Annotated in this window: 19 protein-coding genes and 4 tRNA genes; 19 read left to right on the top strand and 4 right to left on the bottom strand. The window is 45.4% G+C overall.

Annotated features, from left to right (window positions below; translation table 11 throughout):
• From AC1DLM_RS19480 to AC1DLM_RS19435, 10 genes are all read left to right on the top strand, one after another.
• The coding region (locus AC1DLM_RS19480; RefSeq protein ID WP_477570891.1) for a phosphomannose isomerase type II C-terminal cupin domain at window positions 1–353 on the top strand (353 nt) is incomplete at its 5' end.
• 32 nt (window positions 354–385) lie between these two features.
• A complete protein-coding gene (locus AC1DLM_RS19475) occupies window positions 386–1,792 on the top strand; it encodes an undecaprenyl-phosphate glucose phosphotransferase (protein ID WP_477570890.1) in 1,407 nt (468 codons plus the stop codon).
• Between the two features lie 213 nt (window positions 1,793–2,005).
• Window positions 2,006–2,131, top strand: coding sequence for a hypothetical protein (locus AC1DLM_RS19470; protein ID WP_268796177.1), 126 nt, complete (start codon window positions 2,006–2,008; stop codon window positions 2,129–2,131).
• Window positions 2,132–2,297: 166 nt separating this feature from the next.
• On the top strand, window positions 2,298–2,843 hold the full coding sequence (gene rfbC, locus AC1DLM_RS19465) for a dTDP-4-dehydrorhamnose 3,5-epimerase (protein WP_441988357.1): 546 nt from the start codon (window positions 2,298–2,300) through the stop codon (window positions 2,841–2,843).
• A 97-nt stretch (window positions 2,844–2,940) separates the two neighbouring features.
• Window positions 2,941–4,122: a LolA family protein gene (locus AC1DLM_RS19460; protein ID WP_441988358.1), complete on the top strand. Its 1,182-nt coding sequence runs from the start codon at window positions 2,941–2,943 to the stop codon at window positions 4,120–4,122.
• 187 nt (window positions 4,123–4,309) lie between these two features.
• Window positions 4,310–5,635 (top strand): YecA family protein, encoded by a 1,326-nt coding sequence (locus tag AC1DLM_RS19455; protein ID WP_441988359.1) that lies wholly within the window; start codon window positions 4,310–4,312, stop codon window positions 5,633–5,635.
• Between the two features lie 23 nt (window positions 5,636–5,658).
• Window positions 5,659–6,849, top strand: coding sequence for an alanine racemase (alr, locus tag AC1DLM_RS19450; protein ID WP_441988360.1), 1,191 nt, complete (start codon window positions 5,659–5,661; stop codon window positions 6,847–6,849).
• A gap of 216 nt (window positions 6,850–7,065) precedes the next feature.
• The gene (locus AC1DLM_RS19445; protein ID WP_028553892.1) at window positions 7,066–7,347 is read left to right on the top strand and encodes a CopG family ribbon-helix-helix protein; all 282 of its coding nucleotides are present in this window, start codon (window positions 7,066–7,068) and stop codon (window positions 7,345–7,347) included.
• 3 nt (window positions 7,348–7,350) lie between these two features.
• A complete protein-coding gene (locus tag AC1DLM_RS19440) occupies window positions 7,351–7,701 on the top strand; it encodes a type II toxin-antitoxin system PemK/MazF family toxin (protein WP_028553893.1) in 351 nt (116 codons plus the stop codon).
• A 196-nt stretch (window positions 7,702–7,897) separates the two neighbouring features.
• Window positions 7,898–10,078, top strand: coding sequence for a Tex family protein (locus AC1DLM_RS19435; protein ID WP_441988421.1), 2,181 nt, complete (start codon window positions 7,898–7,900; stop codon window positions 10,076–10,078).
• A 293-nt stretch (window positions 10,079–10,371) separates the two neighbouring features.
• Here the strand turns inward: AC1DLM_RS19435 and AC1DLM_RS19430 are convergent, their stop codons facing one another.
• The 3 genes from AC1DLM_RS19430 to AC1DLM_RS19420 form a co-directional block, all read right to left on the bottom strand.
• Window positions 10,372–10,965, bottom strand: a complete 594-nt coding sequence (locus AC1DLM_RS19430) for a hypothetical protein (protein WP_441988361.1) — start codon at window positions 10,963–10,965, stop codon at window positions 10,372–10,374.
• Window positions 10,966–11,306: 341 nt separating this feature from the next.
• Window positions 11,307–11,471 (bottom strand): cortex morphogenetic protein CmpA, encoded by a 165-nt coding sequence (cmpA, locus tag AC1DLM_RS19425; RefSeq protein WP_141692697.1) that lies wholly within the window; start codon window positions 11,469–11,471, stop codon window positions 11,307–11,309.
• 73 nt (window positions 11,472–11,544) lie between these two features.
• On the bottom strand, window positions 11,545–11,898 hold the full coding sequence (locus AC1DLM_RS19420) for a hydrolase/acyltransferase (protein WP_441988362.1): 354 nt from the start codon (window positions 11,896–11,898) through the stop codon (window positions 11,545–11,547).
• Between the two features lie 112 nt (window positions 11,899–12,010).
• Here AC1DLM_RS19420 and AC1DLM_RS19415 point away from each other — a divergent pair, with 112 nt between their 5' ends.
• The 6 genes from AC1DLM_RS19415 to AC1DLM_RS19390 all read left to right on the top strand — a co-directional run bounded on the left by AC1DLM_RS19415 (window position 12,011) and on the right by AC1DLM_RS19390 (window position 14,900).
• A complete protein-coding gene (locus tag AC1DLM_RS19415) occupies window positions 12,011–12,484 on the top strand; it encodes a SprT family protein (protein WP_441988363.1) in 474 nt (157 codons plus the stop codon).
• A 19-nt stretch (window positions 12,485–12,503) separates the two neighbouring features.
• A tRNA-Asn gene (locus AC1DLM_RS19410) sits at window positions 12,504–12,579 on the top strand.
• 5 nt (window positions 12,580–12,584) lie between these two features.
• Window positions 12,585–12,673: transfer RNA gene (locus tag AC1DLM_RS19405), tRNA-Ser, on the top strand.
• Between the two features lie 145 nt (window positions 12,674–12,818).
• Window positions 12,819–14,561 (top strand): methyl-accepting chemotaxis protein, encoded by a 1,743-nt coding sequence (locus tag AC1DLM_RS19400; protein WP_441988364.1) that lies wholly within the window; start codon window positions 12,819–12,821, stop codon window positions 14,559–14,561.
• A 171-nt stretch (window positions 14,562–14,732) separates the two neighbouring features.
• A tRNA-Glu gene (locus tag AC1DLM_RS19395) sits at window positions 14,733–14,804 on the top strand.
• A 14-nt stretch (window positions 14,805–14,818) separates the two neighbouring features.
• Window positions 14,819–14,900, top strand: a tRNA-Leu gene (locus AC1DLM_RS19390).
• A 243-nt stretch (window positions 14,901–15,143) separates the two neighbouring features.
• Here the strand turns inward: AC1DLM_RS19390 and AC1DLM_RS19385 are convergent.
• A complete protein-coding gene (locus AC1DLM_RS19385; RefSeq protein ID WP_477570892.1) occupies window positions 15,144–15,359 on the bottom strand; it encodes a tyrosine-type recombinase/integrase in 216 nt (71 codons plus the stop codon).
• A 98-nt stretch (window positions 15,360–15,457) separates the two neighbouring features.
• Between AC1DLM_RS19385 and AC1DLM_RS19380 the strand changes: the two genes are divergently transcribed.
• The 3 genes from AC1DLM_RS19380 to AC1DLM_RS19370 all read left to right on the top strand — a co-directional run bounded on the left by AC1DLM_RS19380 (window position 15,458) and on the right by AC1DLM_RS19370 (window position 18,794).
• Complete coding sequence (locus AC1DLM_RS19380) at window positions 15,458–16,786, top strand: IS4 family transposase (RefSeq protein WP_441988366.1); 1,329 nt, start codon at window positions 15,458–15,460, stop codon at window positions 16,784–16,786.
• A gap of 249 nt (window positions 16,787–17,035) precedes the next feature.
• Entirely contained in the window at window positions 17,036–17,662 is a 627-nt protein-coding gene (locus AC1DLM_RS19375) for a response regulator (RefSeq protein ID WP_441988367.1), read from the top strand.
• 106 nt (window positions 17,663–17,768) lie between these two features.
• Entirely contained in the window at window positions 17,769–18,794 is a 1,026-nt protein-coding gene (locus AC1DLM_RS19370; RefSeq protein WP_441988368.1) for a LacI family DNA-binding transcriptional regulator, read from the top strand.
• Window positions 18,795–18,833 lie beyond the last annotated feature (39 nt).

The following is an 18,833-nucleotide window of genomic DNA, read 5'->3' as shown; positions in this document are numbered from 1 at the left end:
GAGGATATGGATGGTATAAAGTCTTAGATTACTCCAAATTTGAAGATAATGAAGTTTTAACGAAACGGATAGGAATAAAAAAAGATAACTATTTAAGTTATCAAAGACACAATAAACGTAAAGAAGTTTGGACTATTATTAGCGGTAATGGGATTGTTGTTTTAAATGAAGAGATAATTCATGTTAATCCTGGAGATGTTATACAGATTCCTGTTGGCGCAAGGCATTCAATTAAAGCAATTACTGAACTTCAATTTATTGAAGTGCAAAACGGTAGTGAGTTAATTGAAGAAGATGTATATCAATTACATTTAACTTGGTTTGATATTATGGAAAATTGTTTCTCTAAGTAGTAGTCTATCTACAAAATGTTTGGGGTGGTCTTATGGTACGAGGAAACCAAAAGTTTTTAACTCAAGTTTATTCTTTTGCTGATTTAATTTTCGTTGAATTGTCCTTCCTTTTTGCATGGTGGTTGAAATTCGAAAGTGATTTAATATCATATGAACCTTTCATTCCATTCAACAAGTATGTCCCTTGGAGTTTTGTATATGGGCTAATCGCTATAGGGTTCGGATACCTCACCTCGCTATATTCTTCCAAACGTAAAAAAAGTTTTTCATTCGAATTCTTTAAAGTGGTTCAGGTTCACATAATTAGTTTGTTAATCCTAGTCAGCATACTATTTTTATTTAAAGAAGTAGATATATCAAGACATTTTTTGGCGATTTTTCTTATAGCAAATATTTCATTTATCCTAATATATCGATATTTTTTAAATATTATTCTTAAATTAATTAGGGCAAAAGGGTATAATAAAAAATTTATATTAATATTAGGAGCAGGTTCTTTAGGTAAAAAGTTTAATAAAAGTCTTGTTCAACATCCAGAACTAGGTTTTGAAGTGATTGGTTTTCTTGATGATTTTCAAAATAAACACGAACTGTTAGAAAATAATATTAAACCTATTTTAGGTAGTATTGATGATCTCGAGATTATTTTGCAAAAAACGCTAGTGGATGAAGTCATTATTGCTCTTCCCCTAGTCGCCTATCAAAAGTATGAGGAAATTGTTAATGTTTGCGAAAAGTATGGAATTAAAGTTATGATTATTCCTGATTTTTTCGATTTTCTTCCAGCGAAACCATATTTCGATAATTTTGCAGGAATGCCCTTAATTAATATTCGTGACATCCCGCTAGACGAAATGGGAAATAAGTTACTGAAGCGTTCGTTTGATATTGTATTTTCGCTTTTAGTAATAATAATGATTTTACCTATATTAATAATAATTGCAGTATTCGTTAAGTTAACGTCTCCTGGCCCAGTGATATTCAGACAAGAAAGAGTAGGACTAAACCGTCGGAAATTTATGATGTATAAATTTCGTAGTATGAAGGCTTTGCCTCCAGAAATTGTTGATACGGGATGGACTATACAAAACGATCCACGCAAAACTAAGTTTGGCTCCTTTTTACGCAAAACAAGTTTAGATGAATTACCGCAGTTTTTTAATGTTCTATTTGGTCATATGAGCGTGGTTGGCCCACGTCCTGAACGACCACATTTTGTTGAACAGTTTAAAGGAGAAATTCCTAAATACATGGTGAAGCATCACATTCGTCCTGGAATCACAKGTTGGGCGCAAAGTAATGGATTACGCGGAGATACATCAATTACAGATCGCATCAAGCATGACATTTTTTACATTGAGAATTGGTCGTTTCTTTTTGACATCAAAATTATATGTAAAACGATAATAAATGGATTCATCAATAAAAATGCATATTAGGTTTTCTCAAACGCATGATTTACCTGTATCAAGGTGATTGAGAAGCGAAGTCATTTTACCAATTCCTTTCTCCGATTTTCAAGTTCAATTGATCACAAAGTTGACAAGTTGCTACACTCAAGTAATAAATTAAATTTTTTAACATCAACCGCATGATTCATCAGCAACTTCCCTATACTATGCAAATACTTAGTATTTATGGAGGTTTTGGGTATGATTGATCATGAAGACGCTTATCAGGATGAACATGTGTCGATCGGCAAGGGATTGATTGTCGGTGTGGTCTTCGGTTCCCTGATTTGGGCAGGTATAATCGCAGGTATCGTATATATATGGTAGATGCATCTCATACATGGAAAAGGCTGCTGGGGCTGTGAAGCTCTTGGTGGCCTTTTTACGCTTGCATAGAGCCCAAACGATAGAGGGAGGTCACTTGTCTATAAACGGTTGTCTGAGGCTTTCTACGACTCTCCTGCATATGCTAGTCAATGAGGTGAGAGGACGTATGAAGATAACGCCAACAGCTTTAGCTGGGCTTGTGATTATTGAACCTGAGGTCCATGCGGACCATCGGGGATTTTTCATGGAAAGCTATCATGCGGCGAAGTTTGCCGTACAGGGGATTACGATAGATTTTGTGCAAGATAATCATTCACTTTCAGAAGAAGTAGGCGTGCTGCGCGGGCTGCATTATCAATTGAACCCACAAGCGCAAACGAAGTTAGTACGAGTAGTCGCGGGTTCGATCTACGATGTGGCTGTAGATATTCGCCCAAGCTCCCCTACATTTGGTCAGTGGGTGGGTGTTACCCTTAGCGCCGGCAATAAGCGTCAGTTGTTAGTTCCACAGGGCTTCGCACACGGGTTCTGTACTTTAGAGCCGAAGACGCAGGTGCTGTACAAGGTGGATGCTTATTATTCGCCGCAGCTTGACCGCGGGATACGGTGGAATGATCCGGCAATCGGGATAGCTTGGCCGACGACGTCACCGATTTTATCAGCAAAGGATGAGAAGCATCCTGTACTGAGGGATGCGTGCATTAATTTTTAAATTCATGTCCAAGCCGTAAGCTTGGCTGCATAATCGAACAAGTCCCCTCATATGCATGTACTATGTTGATGTTAATCATGAGTGAGGGGATGATCGAATGCGCCGGGTCACATGGATGGTAGCAGTGGTAATGTGCGTAGCATTGGTTCTCGCAGGTTGCGGGATGGGTAAAAAGGATGCAGGATCTATCGTAAAGGACTTGGATCATGTGATGGGCAAGTCGAGCAGCTATCAAGCTTCAGGCAGCATGATTCTAAATACAGGGCAGCAGCCGCAGGAGTATCAGGTTGAGGTGGCGTTCTCGCCTGAGCATTTCTACCGGATTTCCCTGACGAATGCCACGAAGGATGTTACTCAAATCGTTTTGCGTAATGAAGAAGGCGTGTTTGTCTTGACGCCGCATTTGAAGAAGAGCTTCCGCTTCCAAAGTGATTGGCCAGAGAATCAAGGTCAAGTGTATCTGTTCCAATCTTTAGCGAAAAGCATCATTGCGGATAATGACCGTCAATTTACGACGGACAAGGATGCCTACGTTTTCGATGTTGCCGCGAATTACCAAAATGAGCAACTATCTCGTCAGAAAATCTGGCTGAATAAGAAAACTCTCGCACCTGCGCAAGTGCAAGTGTCAGATGCGAATCAAAATGTGTTGGTGCAAGTGAATTTCACGAATTTTGAATTTGATACGAAGTTCGATAAGGATTATTTCCAAATGGAGCGTAACATGACGAGCTGGAATTTGCAGCAAACAATGCCTACGTCAGCTGACGTTGCGGTGACAGATGGGGTTCACCCGGCAGCAACTGGGGACAAATCGGTAACGGACAAAAACCTGTCCGCGACAGGTGGTCAATCCGATCAATCCAAAGCCACAGGCACTACGGCGAAACCAGATGCGACGAAAACCGCACCAGCAGCTGCCAAAGCCCAAAGTATTGGTATTGTTGAGCCGTACTACTTGCCTAAGGATGTTGTGAAGCAGGACATCAGTGATATGAAGTTTGGTGAGGATGCCGCTGTACTTTTACGATATAAAGGGAAATACAACTTCAATTTGATTGAGGTTAGACCTCAAGCCAAATCGGTTTCATTGCCACCAGGAGACATCGTTGATCTCGGATTCACGGTTGGTGTGATCACAGGGAATGGCTCGAAGGATGAGCCTAGAACGCTGACTTGGACGAACGATGGTGTTGAGTTCCGGATGTTTACGGGCGATATGCCAGTGAATGAAATGATTCAAGTTGCGATGGCAACGGATGGACAGTCCGGGAAATAAGTTCGTTTTTATTTAAAATTTTAATCAATAAGAGAAGGCTCTGCATCCTAGTGGTGCAGGGTTTTTTCTCATGTATAACATAAGAATTCGGAAAAAAATTTACAAGAAGATTTAACCAACCCCCACGAACGGTCGTTTTTTTGGTATAATGCAACTTTGGAGCGAATAGATAATTGGAGTGTTTAAGATGAATACAATTGATAATTTAACTTGGGAAGAGCAGCAGTTGTTCTGGGAAAATGAGACGAAGGCTTTCGCGACGTTCCTGAATGATGAGGGGAAGTTGAAGCAAGAAACGGCTAACAAACATGTGGATCGCATGGGCTTTGTGATGACCGAATATTTCGTCCGTTATGGAATCAGCTATGAGGATGTACAAGGTGAAACGATTGTTGATTTTGCAGGCCGTTTCTTAATTAGCCATGTACTCAGCACAAAAGAATCCGATATCGGTGCTTATGTGACTTCTTTCAAAAAGTGGATTCAATTCCTACAGGTGACATCTAGAATTTCAAAAGAACAGTACGCTTCACTGAATGAAGTATGTAAGTATAAAACTTATTTCGAAGAGCGATTCGAGCAGTACATGGAAGCAGATAATGACTATGCGCTGGAACGTTGGCTGAACTCGAATGATATAGAAGCCTATATGGAAGAACATACGCCGCCTTCTAAGCGCAAGCTGAAACCACTTGTAGTTGACCAGAAGCTGCTTCAGCTTTGGATGGATGGGCGGACATCAGTACCACAAATCGTTCAGGAATTCAGAGCTTTTCTTGAGGCCGTTCAGACCGGAAAGAACGTTAAGTTGTCCGCTGCGCGCAAACATTTGCCGCGGAAATTCTGGAGCGAGTTCGATGAGGGGCTGAATCTGCAGCTTTTCCGTAAACCGACATTGAATCAAGACCAGGAGCCGGTGTACCAATTCTTTTTCTATGCAGCGGTAGTGTTAGGACTGACGGTAGAAGAAACGCAACTTACGGTAAATGCGAAGCAATTAGCCTTTTACTTGGCGCTCACAGAGCAGGAACAAGCCACTGTTCTCTTGGATACACTTTGGAATCGAGTGAACTGGGGAATTCTCGAGGAAGTGAACGAAGGTGGTCGTCCAGAAGATATTCAGGCCTGGAGAAGGGCCATCGCAAGTGTTTTAGCCAGCTGGCCAGTGGGAACACCGCACAATGTGAAAAAAGAATGGGATAAGCATCGACAATCCGGCATCTTGTTGGATACAAGTGCTGATGTGTTTTTACACGCGGTAGCTACCATATTGGTTCGTTTCGGTGTGATACAGGCACAATTCTTGCCAGACTCGGAGATGAAGTATGGGTTTGAGCGAAAGCCAGTCGTCATGACGGTTCTTGAGCCTGGAAACCGCGTCTTCCGTTATTTTGTAAACGAGGCAGCCTATGTGCTAAATAATACGCCTATGATTGCTGCCGAACCTAAAATCGGACGTAACGAACCATGCCCATGCGGCAGCGGCAAGAAATATAAAAAATGTTGTTTGTAACAGGATAGAAGAGGTGAACGCTGGTGGATGCTTTTTATCGGCCCACGTGGGTGGAAATATCGTTAGATGCACTGCGAAGCAACATTGAACAATTTCAGAAGGTACTGCCTGCAGGGATGAAGCAGATGGCAGTCGTTAAAGCGGATGCTTACGGACACGGGGCTGTAGAAGTATCCAAAGAAGTTCTCGCCGCGGGTGTGGATTATTTGGGTGTGGCGTTCTTTGATGAAGCACTGGAGCTCCGAAATGCAGGGATTACTGCACCTATTCTCGTACTCGGCTACACGCCGCCAGAAGGGATTAACCGCGCACGGGATTTGGATGTGACGATTGCGGTATACAGCCGTGATGTATTGGAAGCATTGCGAGAGCAAGGACGTAAGCAAGAGAACGCATCCCAGAAGAAGCTGAAAATCCATATCAAATTGGATACTGGCATGGGGCGACTCGGCTTGCACACGGAAGCAGATGCGATTCCTTTTATAGAGGAAGCCTTATTGCTGCCGAATGTAGATGTAGAAGGACTGTTTACACATTATGCCAATGCAGATGAAGTCGATAAAAGCTATACGCTAGAGCAATACGGCCGATTCGAGCGGATCGTGAGCTATTTTACAGATAAAGGGGAAACGTTCCCTTATATTCACGCGGGAAATAGCGCGGCAGCCATTGATTTGCCAGGCTTAACCTATTCGATGGTGCGCCTCGGAATTTCGATGTATGGTCTTTATCCTTCTAAGGATGTGGATCAAACGAAAATTGAGCTAAAGCCAGTCCTGAGTCTCAAAACAGGGATTGTGCATCTCAAAACGTTGCCTGCGGGTTCAGGTGTTAGCTATGGAACGATTTATCACACCAAGGGTGATGAGCAAATCGGGACCTTGCCGATCGGCTACGCGGATGGATACTCTCGTATGCTTTCGGGTAAAGCGGAGGTGCTGGTTCGTGGCAAAAGAGTGCCAATCGTCGGCAGAATCTGCATGGATCAAAGTATGATCAATGTATCCGATGTGCCTGATGTAAGTGCACTTGATGAGGTTGTCCTCATCGGTGAGCAAGGCGAAGAACGAATTACCGCGGAAGATGTGGCCGATCAGCTTGGGACGATCAATTATGAAATTATATGTATGATTTCACACCGTGTTGCGCGCGTATATGTGCGTAATGGGGAGCGGGTTGAGGCTTTAAATCCTCTCATGCGGCACCGTTATTAGGGCGGGATGAAGTCCTGCATGAATTTACCATGTAAATTATGCAGGCATTGGAGAGGATTTTCAGAATAGGGTATAGAATACTATGTATTAACAATCTTATATCTTTAGGTGTAACATAATTGATATACCGGAGGCATATATTCTATTGTATAATTTGGTTTTTGGAATGACATACTGGTAATATTGTCTTTGTATCGTTTCTGGGGGTGCGAGAGTGTGAGCAATGCGCATAATACGAAAAGGATCATGATTAGCTTGCCTGACAATCTGTTGCAAGAAGTGGACGGAATTGTTGAGAAGGAAAACTCCAATCGGAGCGAATTCATTCGTCAGGCAATGAAGCTGTATTTAATTGAACGCAAAAAGCGCAGTCTACGCGAATCCATGCAGCGTGGGTATATGGAAATGGCGAAAATAAATCTCAGCATGGCATCTGAAGCTTTTCAAGCGGAGGAAGAAGCGGACGGTACGCTTGATCGCTTAGTTAGCGGGGTGTAAGACGTGATTGTGAAACGTGGCGATGTATTTTTCGCAGATCTTTCGCCGGTCGTAGGATCGGAGCAGGGAGGAGTCCGTCCTGTTCTAGTGATCCAAAATGATATCGGCAACCGCTTTAGCCCCACTGTGATTGTTGCAGCGATTACAGCTCAAATCCAAAAGGCAAAGCTTCCCACGCATGTGGAAATCGACGCGGAGACGCACGGTTTCGATCGAGATTCGGTCATTCTGCTTGAGCAAATCAGAACAATCGACAAGCAAAGATTGACGGACAAAATTACGCATTTAGATGAAGAAACGATGCGAAAGGTTGACGACGCTTTGCAAATTAGTGTGGGACTGATAGAATTTTGAATATGGTCTGGAACGGACGAGGGCGATAGGTACCCTCGTTTTTTGGTTTGTACATACATATACATACGATCAATAGAAAAGAGGTATGACTGTGGCAAATGTGGAGACGGATGGTCTAAAGGCAAAAGCTGAAGGCCAAATAACAGAGAACGAAGGAAAACCAAAAGCAAGTGAGTTTGAGGAACCGAAGGCGAAGATACAGATTCCTGCGGAGAAGAAAGCGGAGATTCAGGAACGAATCCTGAAGCAAATCTCCGCTGAGCTGCAGTTGCCTTCTGGTAAAGTGAAGACGACGATGGATCTGTTGGATGAGGGCAATACGATTCCGTTTATCGCGCGTTATCGGAAAGAGATGACGGGTGAGCTCGACGAGAATCAACTGCGGGATATCGAGGAGCGCTTGCAGTATTTGCGTAATCTGGAGGATCGCAAAATCGAGGTTGTTCGTCTGATCGATGAGCAAGGCAAACTCACGGACGAGCTGCGCACATCGATTGAGAAAGCTGTGAAGCTACAGGAAATCGAGGATCTCTACAGGCCTTATCGCCAGAAGCGGAAAACGAGAGCTAGCGTTGCGAAGGAGCGCGGTCTGGAGCCGCTTGCCGCGTGGATTTGGAAGCAGCCTCGTCAAGGCTCTCTGGAGCAAGAGGCTTCGCGTTATATTAACGCGGACAAGCAGGTTGGAAGCGCCGCAGAGGCGATCCAAGGCGCGATGGATATCCTAGCGGAGAATATCGCGGATGATGCGAAAATACGGGCCTGGGTGCGTCGCTTCACGCAGGATAACGGCATTATGCGGACAGAGGCTAAAGATGCGAAGGCAGAATCAGTCTATGAGATGTATTATGCCTATCAAGAGCCTGTGAAGCGCCTGCCGCCTCACCGTATTCTCGCGATTAATCGCGGGGAGCGGGAAGAGATTCTGAAGGTTGGACTAGATGTTGGGCCGGATAAAATACACGATTACATGTTGCGTCAAATCGTGAGGGGTGATTCCGTGGTGCGGGATGTACTTCGAACGATTGTCGAAGACGCTTATAAAAGGCTGCTTGCCCCGTCCGTTGAGCGCGAGGTGCGCGGTGAAATGACAGAAGCGGGCGAGGAGCAGGCGATTAAGATTTTCGCCGAAAATCTGCGCAATCTCTTACTGCAAGCGCCGATTAAGGGCCATGTGGTGCTTGGTGTCGATCCGGCTTACCGGACAGGCTGTAAGCTGGCCGTCATCGACGACACCGGTAAAATGCTTGAAATCGCCGTCACCTACCCAACCCCACCGAATAATAAGGTGGCGGAAGCGAAGGCGAAGTTCAAGCAGTTGATCAGCACATACAGCGTGGAGCTGATTGTGATCGGGAATGGGACGGCGTCCCGTGAAACGGAGCAGTTCGTTGCGGAGCTGATCGGTGAGATCAAGGAGCGGAAGCTCAAGTACTTGATCGTCAGCGAAGCGGGGGCGAGCGTGTACTCGGCGTCGAAGCTGGCGCAGACGGAGTTCCCTGAGCTCGACGTGGCCGAGCGCAGCGCGATTTCGATCGCGCGGAGGCTGCAGGACCCGCTCGCGGAGCTTGTAAAAATCGAGCCGAAAGCGATCGGCGTCGGTCAGTACCAGCATGACGTTTCGCAGAAACGTCTGGACGAGAACTTGAAGGCCGTCGTAGAATCGGCCGTTAACCATGTCGGGGTGGACTTGAACACGGCATCCCCGTCCTTGCTGTCGTACGTGTCGGGGGTCAACGCGACACTGGCGAAGAACATCGTGAAGTATCGCGAGGAGAATGGCAAGTTCAGCTCCCGCCAGGAGCTGTCGAAGGTTCCGCGCCTTGGCGCGAAATCCTTCGAGCAGTGTGTCGGGTTCATGCGGATTGCGGGTGGCCGGAATCCGCTCGATAACACCCCGATCCATCCGGAGTCTTACGACGTGGTGGATCGGTTGTTCAAGGAGCTGCGCATCGAGCTTGCGCAGCTAGGCTCTCAGCAGCTGCTAGCGCTGCTGCAGACGCTGGAGCCAGAGGAGCTGGCTCCTAAGCTTGGCGTCGGTGTCCCGACGATGCGGGACATCCTAGACAGCCTGCAGCGGCCTGGGCGGGATCCGCGGGACGAAGTCCCTGCGCCGATCTTCCGCACAGACGTGCTGCAGCTGGAGGACCTTGTGCCGGGCATGGAATTGACCGGCACGGTGCGTAACGTCATCGACTTCGGCGCCTTCGTCGATATCGGCATTAAAAACGATGGGCTGGTGCACATCTCCCAGCTCAAGAACGGCTTCGTGAAACATCCGATGGATGTGGTTTCCGTCGGAGACATCGTCCAAGTATGGGTGCTCAACGTGGACCAGAAAAAAGGCCGTGTAGGCTTAACCATGAAGAAACCGCAATAGTAGGTTGATGAGAGCAGTTTATTATGGCAGTTGGGAGTTCACTCCCAACTGCTTTTTTACTTGTGTTAGCCATTTAACTGGATTTCCTCCATCTAAATTCCCTGCTCACCTCCACATTTAGGGATTTAACTGGATTTCATGTAGCTAATTTCCACATATTTCATCAAATTCGCCCATTTGACTCGAAATAGATGGAGGTTTTCCAGCTAGTCTCCGAAATAGGTCGGATTCGATAAAATTAACTGTAGGTTATACAGGTATTTGCTAGATGTCGAATTTGTTGTTTGCATCCCCTACTTCTGCCCAGCTCCCACCTCCTTCACCGAGTAAGTCATCGTATACCGCTGACCAGCGACTAGGGAAAGCATTCCTTCCATGGAAAGACGGATGAGCCACTCAGCAGCGATACGAATGTTCACATTGCACTCGGCAGCGACTTCTTGAAGCCGCACTTTGCCGTTACGCCGATTGGCGATCTGGAGGATAAACTTCTTTCGAAGTTCCCACACATCCGCCTCAAGCTCAGCGATGGTGGGGGGATGTGGTTTACTGCTAGAGACGATCCTTCTTTGTTCCAAAGGGATAACGTTGTTATTTCGATGTCCGTTTTTTTGCACTTTACTTGCTTGTTCTCCAGTCTGTTGCATTATATCTACTTGTTTTCCAGTCTGTTTCACTTGGTTTTTTCTCTTCACGTTTTTTTGCACTCGCCCTGCTCTTTCTCCAATCTCCTTCACTTGATCTATTCCATTCCCATTCTCCTGCACACGTCCCACGGTTTCCCCTTTCTGCAACACCTGAAACCGATCCTCCAATTCCCTTTTCCAAAACAACCTACGATGCTTCTCGCGCATTCTGCGCAGCCACTGACTGCTATTTGTCTGCATGTAAATAAGCCCCCTTTTCAAAATAAATACGCAAAAAAAGCACAAACGAACGGCAGATAATCTGCAAGCTCGAGTGTGCTTCACTCAGGTATTTATATTTGTATTTGTTTTTTTGTTTTCGCATTTTCTTTGTTTTCGTACTGTTTTCACTTTATGCGCATTTACTTTTTGTTACATTTATTTACAGTATAGAGGGCACATTTCAAATATGCAACTATTTTTTCCTATTCTGCATCTCATCATGTTCGTACTTTTTATCGCGTGATTATTCTTTCTATCTGGGTTCTATGTACCCAATGGCAAAAAAGCCAGCACTTGTGGCACAAGTACTAGCTTTTTTATCAAAATTTACGTTTACTCGGTCCGTCCGTCGATTGGCTGTCAGGCCACTCCTCTTGTGAGCGGCGAGTGCGGTAAAAGTACCAGCTATCGTTCAATAATCGAATTTGTCTGCGGTTTTTGTTCTGGAAGGCACGCATTAATTGATTACAAAGCCATTGCGGCATATGCCCATCCCCTTCTTCGCCATGTACTTATAGCATATGAAGATTGAAGGTATTGGGTGCAGGTCCCTTTATTTTAGAGCTCAAATTCCTCTTCGTACCACTGCTCAAGCTGAGCTTGCAGCGCACGAATTTCAGTCAACAACGAGATCAGCGGGTACGATTTCTCTTGGATACCAGCGAACGTTTTCTCCAAACCATTGATGTAATCCAAGCCTTGGATGAGTATATACGTCGTACCGATCAATTCCAAGTCGTCACACTCCGCAATGACGCGTGGAAGCTGTGGTACATGGTCTGCGGTTAATTTCTCTAATTCTTTGTGCAAACGTTGGTTCAAAGCTGTTAATTGATAGGAATAGGAGGAAGGCATTTCGACGAATTCTAGTTGTTGGTCAAGCTTCAATATCGCATAGCGCATTTGTGGCATGGGTGGTTCAAATCCTTTCTGTATAGAGCGTTCGTTCTTCTTTTCTACTTGACAGTATAGCCGTACATACGGTACAAATTCAAGTAAGAACTTGTCATTGGAGTGTTCGTAGATGGAAGATCAAGAGCTGCAGCAATGGATTGAGCAGATTTCTATGGAATCGTTTGGTAGACCCTTCGTTCACCAGGCGCGTTTTAACCGAAGATTGCGATCGACGGGTGGACGTTATTTTATGAAATCACATGATATTGAAATCAGTTGGAGCCAGTGGGAGACCTATGGGCGGGATGAAATCGAGAAGATTATCAAGCACGAGCTCTGCCATTATCATTTACATATTTTGAAGCGAGGTTATCAGCATCGGGATCAGGATTTCAAAACCTTGCTAGCCCAAGTCGGAGGTACCCGATATTGCCAATCCTTACCGCGGCCCCGGGCGAAACAACCCTATAAATATAGGATAGAGTGCGTGAATTGCAAGACGGAGTATTATCGGAAACGTAAAATGGATGTGCGTAAATTTGCCTGTGGAAATTGCAGGGGAAAATTGAAATCGTATACACTTGACTTAACAGCGCCTTCATAATAAAATAAAACTTGTTCATTCCCTGATAGCTCAGTTGGTAGAGCACTCGACTGTTAATCGAGTTGTCACAGGTTCGAGTCCTGTTCGGGGAGCCATATATGGAGAGATACCCAAGTGGCTATAAGGGGACCCTCTGCTAAGGGGTTAGACTGCGTAAGCGGTGCGAGGGTTCGAATCCCTCTCTCTCCGTCACGAAATAAGTCCAATGGCATTTATGCCGTTGGGCTTATTTTTGCTCATCCGAATCTCAACCAATTCTAACAATTTTCTAATAAATGTTAAACGTTTGTCCTCTATAGTGAATAAAAAAAGCTTCACGATGGGGGAACTACCGGTGACTACATTTTTCTCGATACGTTTGCGTCTTATCTTATTGCTATTAATTCCTTCTCTATTGTATTTAGGTTCAAGCGTATATCTTCTACAGGTAAACAAGTCCAATACGGATACGCTGACCTCTTCCTTGTATGAGACGACGGAGAAGAGTGTGTCACTTATATTGAATGCGGACAGGGATATGTATCAAGCCATGAACGCTTATCAGTTGTTAGTGTCGGGCACCTTAACTGCCGAGGAGAAAACGAACCAGTTGAAGCTGCTGAAAGACAATATTGAACAAACGAATACAAGGGTTGGACAGGCCGTTACTATTTCAAAATCAAAGGAATTACTGCAAACGGCACATGCGGAGACGAAAGTGACCATAGAGCAAAGTGCATCGAGCTTCCAAACATCCTTCGACCAGTGGGTCAAAGAAGCGAATGCCGTCATTCAAGCGGGGAGTGTTGGCAAAGGCGTTTTGAATGAAGCGAAGCTAATGACCACTTTTGAGAAGGGACGCGAAGGGCTGAATGCTATTGGTGAAATACTAGACGTGCATGCTAAGCAGAGTATTGTCGATATTAAGCAGGAGAATAACGCAACAGCGAAAGGTGTTTACATCGGTGTGGCAGTTATCATCTTCATTTTGTTTGGAGCTGGCGGATTCGTGATCAGGAAGATCATGTCAGTGATTCGTAGGATTATAACCATTACGGGCGGGGTTGCTGCAGGAGATTTGCGTCATGAGGCTCAATTGACGTATTCCAAGGATGAGCTGGGGCAGATTTCAGAATCGGTAGATCATATGGTTGCCAAAATGAGAGGCTTGATCGGTACGATCGCACACAATACGCAATTCGTGCACGATGCTTCCGTGGAGCTGTCGGACAGCTCCAAAGAGTCTGCTCACGCTGCTGAACATGTCGCTTCGAATATCCAAGAAATGACGCAGGAAGTCGAAGTTCAAGCAAGAAGCAGTGAAGAAACGAGCCGTGCTATTGAGGAAATGGCGATTGGGATTCAACGCGTAGCAGAGAACTCAAGCGTTATGGCGGATCACTCCTCATTAACCTCTCAGCACGCAACACTCGGCAATGAGCTGCTCTCGAAGCTGCAACATCAGATCGTGAATATGCTGAGCTCGGTTGAACAGCTGTCTATGACGGTACAGTCGCTGACACGTAAATCGGATGAGATTGGGCAAATCGCATCGAGCATCACGAGCTTCGCGAACCAGACGAATCTCTTGTCGCTGAATGCGTCCATTGAGGCGGCTAGAGCAGGTGAGCATGGCAAAGGGTTCAATGTCGTTGCACAAGAAATCCGCAAACTTGCCTCACAATCCATCGAATCCGCTGACGGCATCAATCAGTTGATCCACGAGACAAGAGTAGAGATTGCTAGTGTATCCCGGTCGATGAATGCGACGAAGCAGGAAGCGAGCGCTGGCTCACAAATGATGCAGGAAGTGAACCAGAGCTTCGAAACGATCATGCAATCTGTGACACATATCGTCACGCAGATTCATGAAACATCAGCCATAACAGAGCAAATGTCGGCTAGCTCGGAAGAAATTTCAGCGACGATGGATCAGTCAGCGTCAAGCTCGTCCCACATTCTGACGAGATCTCAGACGGTGGCAGCAGCCACAGAGGAACAGCTTGCCATGATGCAGAATATTGCTGCTGCGTCGGAACAACTGAAGTCCGTCGTGGATACATTGAACGAGTCTGTGTCCTATTTTAAAATCAAATAGTGAGTTGAAAGGAGGAGTTCTCATGGTTTATGCAGCATGGGCATGCGGGCTCCTCACTTGTAAGCTTCGACTGGTTTTATTACCAATAAATAGGCTTGTCAAAGAGCCGGGAATCCTTTATAATAACACTTGTCGTCCATAACGGGCTGAATTGTTCAATGACGATGTTATGGCCCGTTGGTCAAGTGGTTAAGACACCTCCCTTTCACGGAGGTAACAGGGGTTCGAGTCCCCTACGGGTCATTTTTTTCTCTCATGCGGTCGTGGTGGAACGGCAGACACACCATCTTGAGGGGGTGGCGCTCACAAGGCGTGAGGGTTCAAATCCCTCCGACCGCATCCCATGGAAACCCTTGGTAATCAAGGGTTTTTCTTTATTTTCACTTACATGATTAAGCTTCAATTAGGCGGAATTTTAAATGCTTGGGGACGAATTGGGGACGAAACTTTTTCCGATAATATGTGCGGGGTTAAGGCCATCAAATTTATTAGCAGCTTCGCGGCTGATTTTTCGTGTAACATGGATGTAAATATTTGCGGTAGTAGCGAAATTAGCATGGCGAAGCCTTTCCTGAATTGTTTTCAATCAGTCTGTTTTTCAAGCAAAATGGTTGCAGTTGTATGTCTAAGTCCGTGGAGCGAAATCCTTTTTAGATTCTGCCTTTCAGTAAACCTACGCCACCATTCGGAAGGGTACGTATAATACAGTGGTTTGCCGAAACCTCCGTGAAACACATAACTATGTCCTGCTCCGAGCCATAAATCTTTAACATCTCGTCTATTTTCTTCCCATTTTATCGAAAGATAGCCCGATCTTTTTTTGCGCGAAAAAAAAACTTGACAAGACCGTGAAAGTATGTGGMGAAGCCCCTCGAAAAAACGAGGAGGTTACGCCCATGAATGAGTACGCGAATTCTTTAAAAAACACGCTGACATCCCTCATCCGAGATATGTCCGCCGCTCCCGAACTTTATGTAAAAAACCCTGAAAAAGATTTTTCCCGAAAGAAAAAATTGCCCTTTGAAACCGTTATGCAACTCTTGATCTCCATGGGAGGCAACAGCTTATATAAGGAACTCCTTGAATCGCAAGGCTATAACGTAAATACCGCAACTACCTCAGCTTTTGTCCAGCAGAGGCATAAAATCCTACCCTCTGCCGTGGAATCCTTGTTTCACAAATTTACGCAAGCACAGACAGATATCAAGGATTACCGAGGGTATCGATTACTTGCTATTGACGGCTCAGACTTGCATATCGCAACCGATCCAACGGACACGGACACCTACTTTCAAAACGGTCCGGATACGAAAGGCTACAACCTTCTGCATTTAAACGCAGCCTATGACCTCTGCAACAATCTTTACGTGGATGCCATTGTTCAGCCGCGAAGGTTGTGTAACGAAGGAAGGGCACTAGCTGCTATGGTTGACCGCTCCCCGCTCAAGGGTAAAATCATTGTGATTTCCGATCGAGGTTATGAAAGTTACAACAATTTCGCGCATATTGAGCGCAAAGGGTGGAACTACGTTATCAGAGTGAAAGATTTAGCATCGAATGGTATTCTTTCGGGCTTGCGCTTGCGCTTGCCTTCTAGCGGAGAGTTTGACCTAGACATTCATCTGACACTCACAAAAAAACAAACGAAAGAGGTTAAAGTTCATCCCGAGCTATACAAATTCGTCCCTTCTACGTCTACCTTTGATTTTTTGGATTTGAAGGAGAATCTGTTTTACACGATTTCCTTTCGGGTTGTTCGTTTTGTCCTGCCAGGTGGCGGTTATGAAACCATCATTACGAATCTTTCTGCCGCGGATTTCCCACCCGCTGAAATCAAATCCCTCTATCACATGCGATGGGGCATTGATACCTCATTCAGAGTCTTGAAATACACCGTCGGTCTAACGAATTTTCATGCAAAGAGGCGAGAGTTCATCATCCAGGAAGTTTTCGCAAGAATGATCATGTACAATTTTGCTGAAATGATGACCTCGCACGTCATCATTTCCCAAAAGAATAAGCGATACGACTACCAAGTCAACTTCACAGTCTCCGTTTATGTTTGTAGACAATTCCTGCGCTCGAGGGATAATGAGCCCCCGCCCGATGTTGAAGCGCTGATTCGTAAAAACATTCTGCCGATTCGACCCATCCGCCCAGGACAGAAAAATACACGCAAAATTCGTTACAAATCCGCTGTTAGCTTCATTTATAGAGTAGCATAATTCATTTCACATGAACATTTTTTAAGTGGATAGACCATCCGCTTGTTTGCTGTACACATTTCTCCTTGCCCGCAACCAAAAACAAACGGCACAGGGAGTATCCCATGCCGTTTCAGATTCTGTTTTAATTTCCTGTCTTCTCTTTAAGCTTAACTTAATGGCATTGGGAGGAGGCCCTGGTTTTTTTTGGTGCTTCCTTTCACTGTATTGCATCGATCCCCAATGTAAGGCTCTCAGGCAGATATGTCCATGACACGGCGTTATGGGGGAACGGGGCTTGGGCTTGTGATTAGTCAAAATCTTGCCGAACTCATGCATGGCACCATACAAGTGAAGAGCGAGTTGGGGAAAGGGAGCTGTTTTACGCTCATCTGCCAATTTGATAACGCAACCTATCCAGCGTTGCCGGTCGAGCCAAGTTCCGACAATCGCGTTGTATCTGAAATGGATACAGCGGAGCGATATGCGGTTCTGCGCAATGCGCGTATTTTATTGGTGGAAGACAACGAAATCAACCAAATCGTGGCTACAGATATATTAAGCCAGCAGGGTATACTCGTAGATGTTGCGAATAATGGCCTCGAAGCTGTGCGCATGGCTCAACTGAATACGTACGATGCGATTCTAATGGATGTACAAATGCCAGAAATGGACGGCTATGAAGCCACCCGTCAAATCAGGCGCCTCCCCGATCAAGGCGACACTCCGATCATTGCGATTACAGCTGACGCCATAAAAGGCGTGAAGGAGCAGGTGTTGGAGGCCGGTATGAATGACTACGTCACGAAGCCGTTCGAGCCTATCCACTTACTTGTTCGGTGTTTTGCAGCGAGTGATGCAGCGGCGAGTGGATTAAGGCTGGCTGGCGGTTGTTAGATGTCTAAAGGGTCATAGAAACAATATAGAAAACGCTTGCTTCCTTTCTATCCTGATTGCTATAATCGGGTTATCGCTTGAGCGAATTAGAAGGGAGGCATGTAAGATGAGCAAGCCAACTACGATACATGATATAGCCAAAGCAGCCAATGTTTCCTCGGCTACAGTGTCGCGAGTGCTCAGCAATAGCAGCTATCCAGTCAGCAAGGCAAAGCGCGAGCGAATAATGTCTCTTGCCGAGGAGATGAATTATGTCCCCAACCTGCTTGGTCGACAGTTGAAGGGAAACAAGGGGACGACAATCGGAGTTATTATCCCTTCGATCATGAACCCATTCTATTCCTCTGTCTTGTTCGGGATTGAAGAGGTTGCCAGACAAAACAATTTTACGGTCATTGCTTGTAATTCGCTCCACGATCCGCTGCTGGAGGATGAGTACATTCGGACGATTATGGAGAAACAAATTAAAGGCGTCGTGATATCTTCGATTTCCAACGACAAGTCTCAACTTCAGAGTATGATCAAAGCGGGCGTACATGTGGTCGCCATCGATCAGAAGATCGAAGAGGAACAAATCAGCCAGATTGAGTTCGACTATCAGAAGGGTGGCCAACTGGCGACGAAATATCTTCAATCCAAAGGACATACGCATATCGGCTATGTGACTTCGAAGGTTGATCGACCAAGCCGAAAGAGCATACTGTCCGGCTATATGGAAGCAATGAGATCGAAGGGACTTGAACCTCTTGTAGAAGAATCGAAAGCGGATTTCTTCGACAATGCCTTGTCGGAATTTGATACTGGAAAGCTTTTGACAGGGAAGCTGCTGGATGCGCCCGTACCGCCTACAGCGATATTTGCTTGTAACGATATGATGGCGTTCGGTGTCATTCGCGAATTGACGGAACGAAATATTCACGTGCCGCAAGAGGTGTCGGTCATCGGTTTTGACGGCATTGACCTTGGCCAGATGATTAGTCCGCAATTAACAACAATTAAGCAGCCGGATTATGAGATGGGCAAGCTTGCTTGCAAGTTGTTGCTCGATAAGATGAATGGAGCGGACGTACCGGCCTATGATATTACGCTCCAGCCAGCACTGCTAGAGCGAGGTTCAGTCGAACAGCGTTAAATTATAGCTCAGTCATGCTATAATTTAATCTTAAAAAGT

Source organism: Paenibacillus sp. 01T442, from assembly GCF_056398345.1.
Note: the sequence above shows the minus strand (reverse complement) of the source record. Positions and strands in the feature narration are given on the sequence as shown.

Bases quoted from the DNA above. Each gene is read 5' to 3' on its own strand.
- AC1DLM_RS19470 (WP_268796177.1), top strand. From the start codon at position 2,006: ATGATTGATCATGAAGACGCTTATCAGGATGAACATGTGTCGATCGGC.
- rfbC (WP_441988357.1), top strand. From the start codon at position 2,298: ATGAAGATAACGCCAACAGCTTTAGCTGGGCTTGTGATTATTGAACCT.
- AC1DLM_RS19460 (WP_441988358.1), top strand. From the start codon at position 2,941: ATGCGCCGGGTCACATGGATGGTAGCAGTGGTAATGTGCGTAGCATTG.
- AC1DLM_RS19455 (WP_441988359.1), top strand. From the start codon at position 4,310: ATGAATACAATTGATAATTTAACTTGGGAAGAGCAGCAGTTGTTCTGG.
- AC1DLM_RS19430 (WP_441988361.1), bottom strand. From the start codon at position 10,965: ATGCAGACAAATAGCAGTCAGTGGCTGCGCAGAATGCGCGAGAAGCAT.
- cmpA (WP_141692697.1), bottom strand. From the start codon at position 11,471: ATGCCGCAATGGCTTTGTAATCAATTAATGCGTGCCTTCCAGAACAAA.
- AC1DLM_RS19420 (WP_441988362.1), bottom strand. From the start codon at position 11,898: ATGCCACAAATGCGCTATGCGATATTGAAGCTTGACCAACAACTAGAA.
- AC1DLM_RS19415 (WP_441988363.1), top strand. From the start codon at position 12,011: ATGGAAGATCAAGAGCTGCAGCAATGGATTGAGCAGATTTCTATGGAA.
- AC1DLM_RS19380 (WP_441988366.1), top strand. From the start codon at position 15,458: ATGAATGAGTACGCGAATTCTTTAAAAAACACGCTGACATCCCTCATC.
- AC1DLM_RS19375 (WP_441988367.1), top strand. From the start codon at position 17,036: ATGACACGGCGTTATGGGGGAACGGGGCTTGGGCTTGTGATTAGTCAA.
- AC1DLM_RS19370 (WP_441988368.1), top strand. From the start codon at position 17,769: ATGAGCAAGCCAACTACGATACATGATATAGCCAAAGCAGCCAATGTT.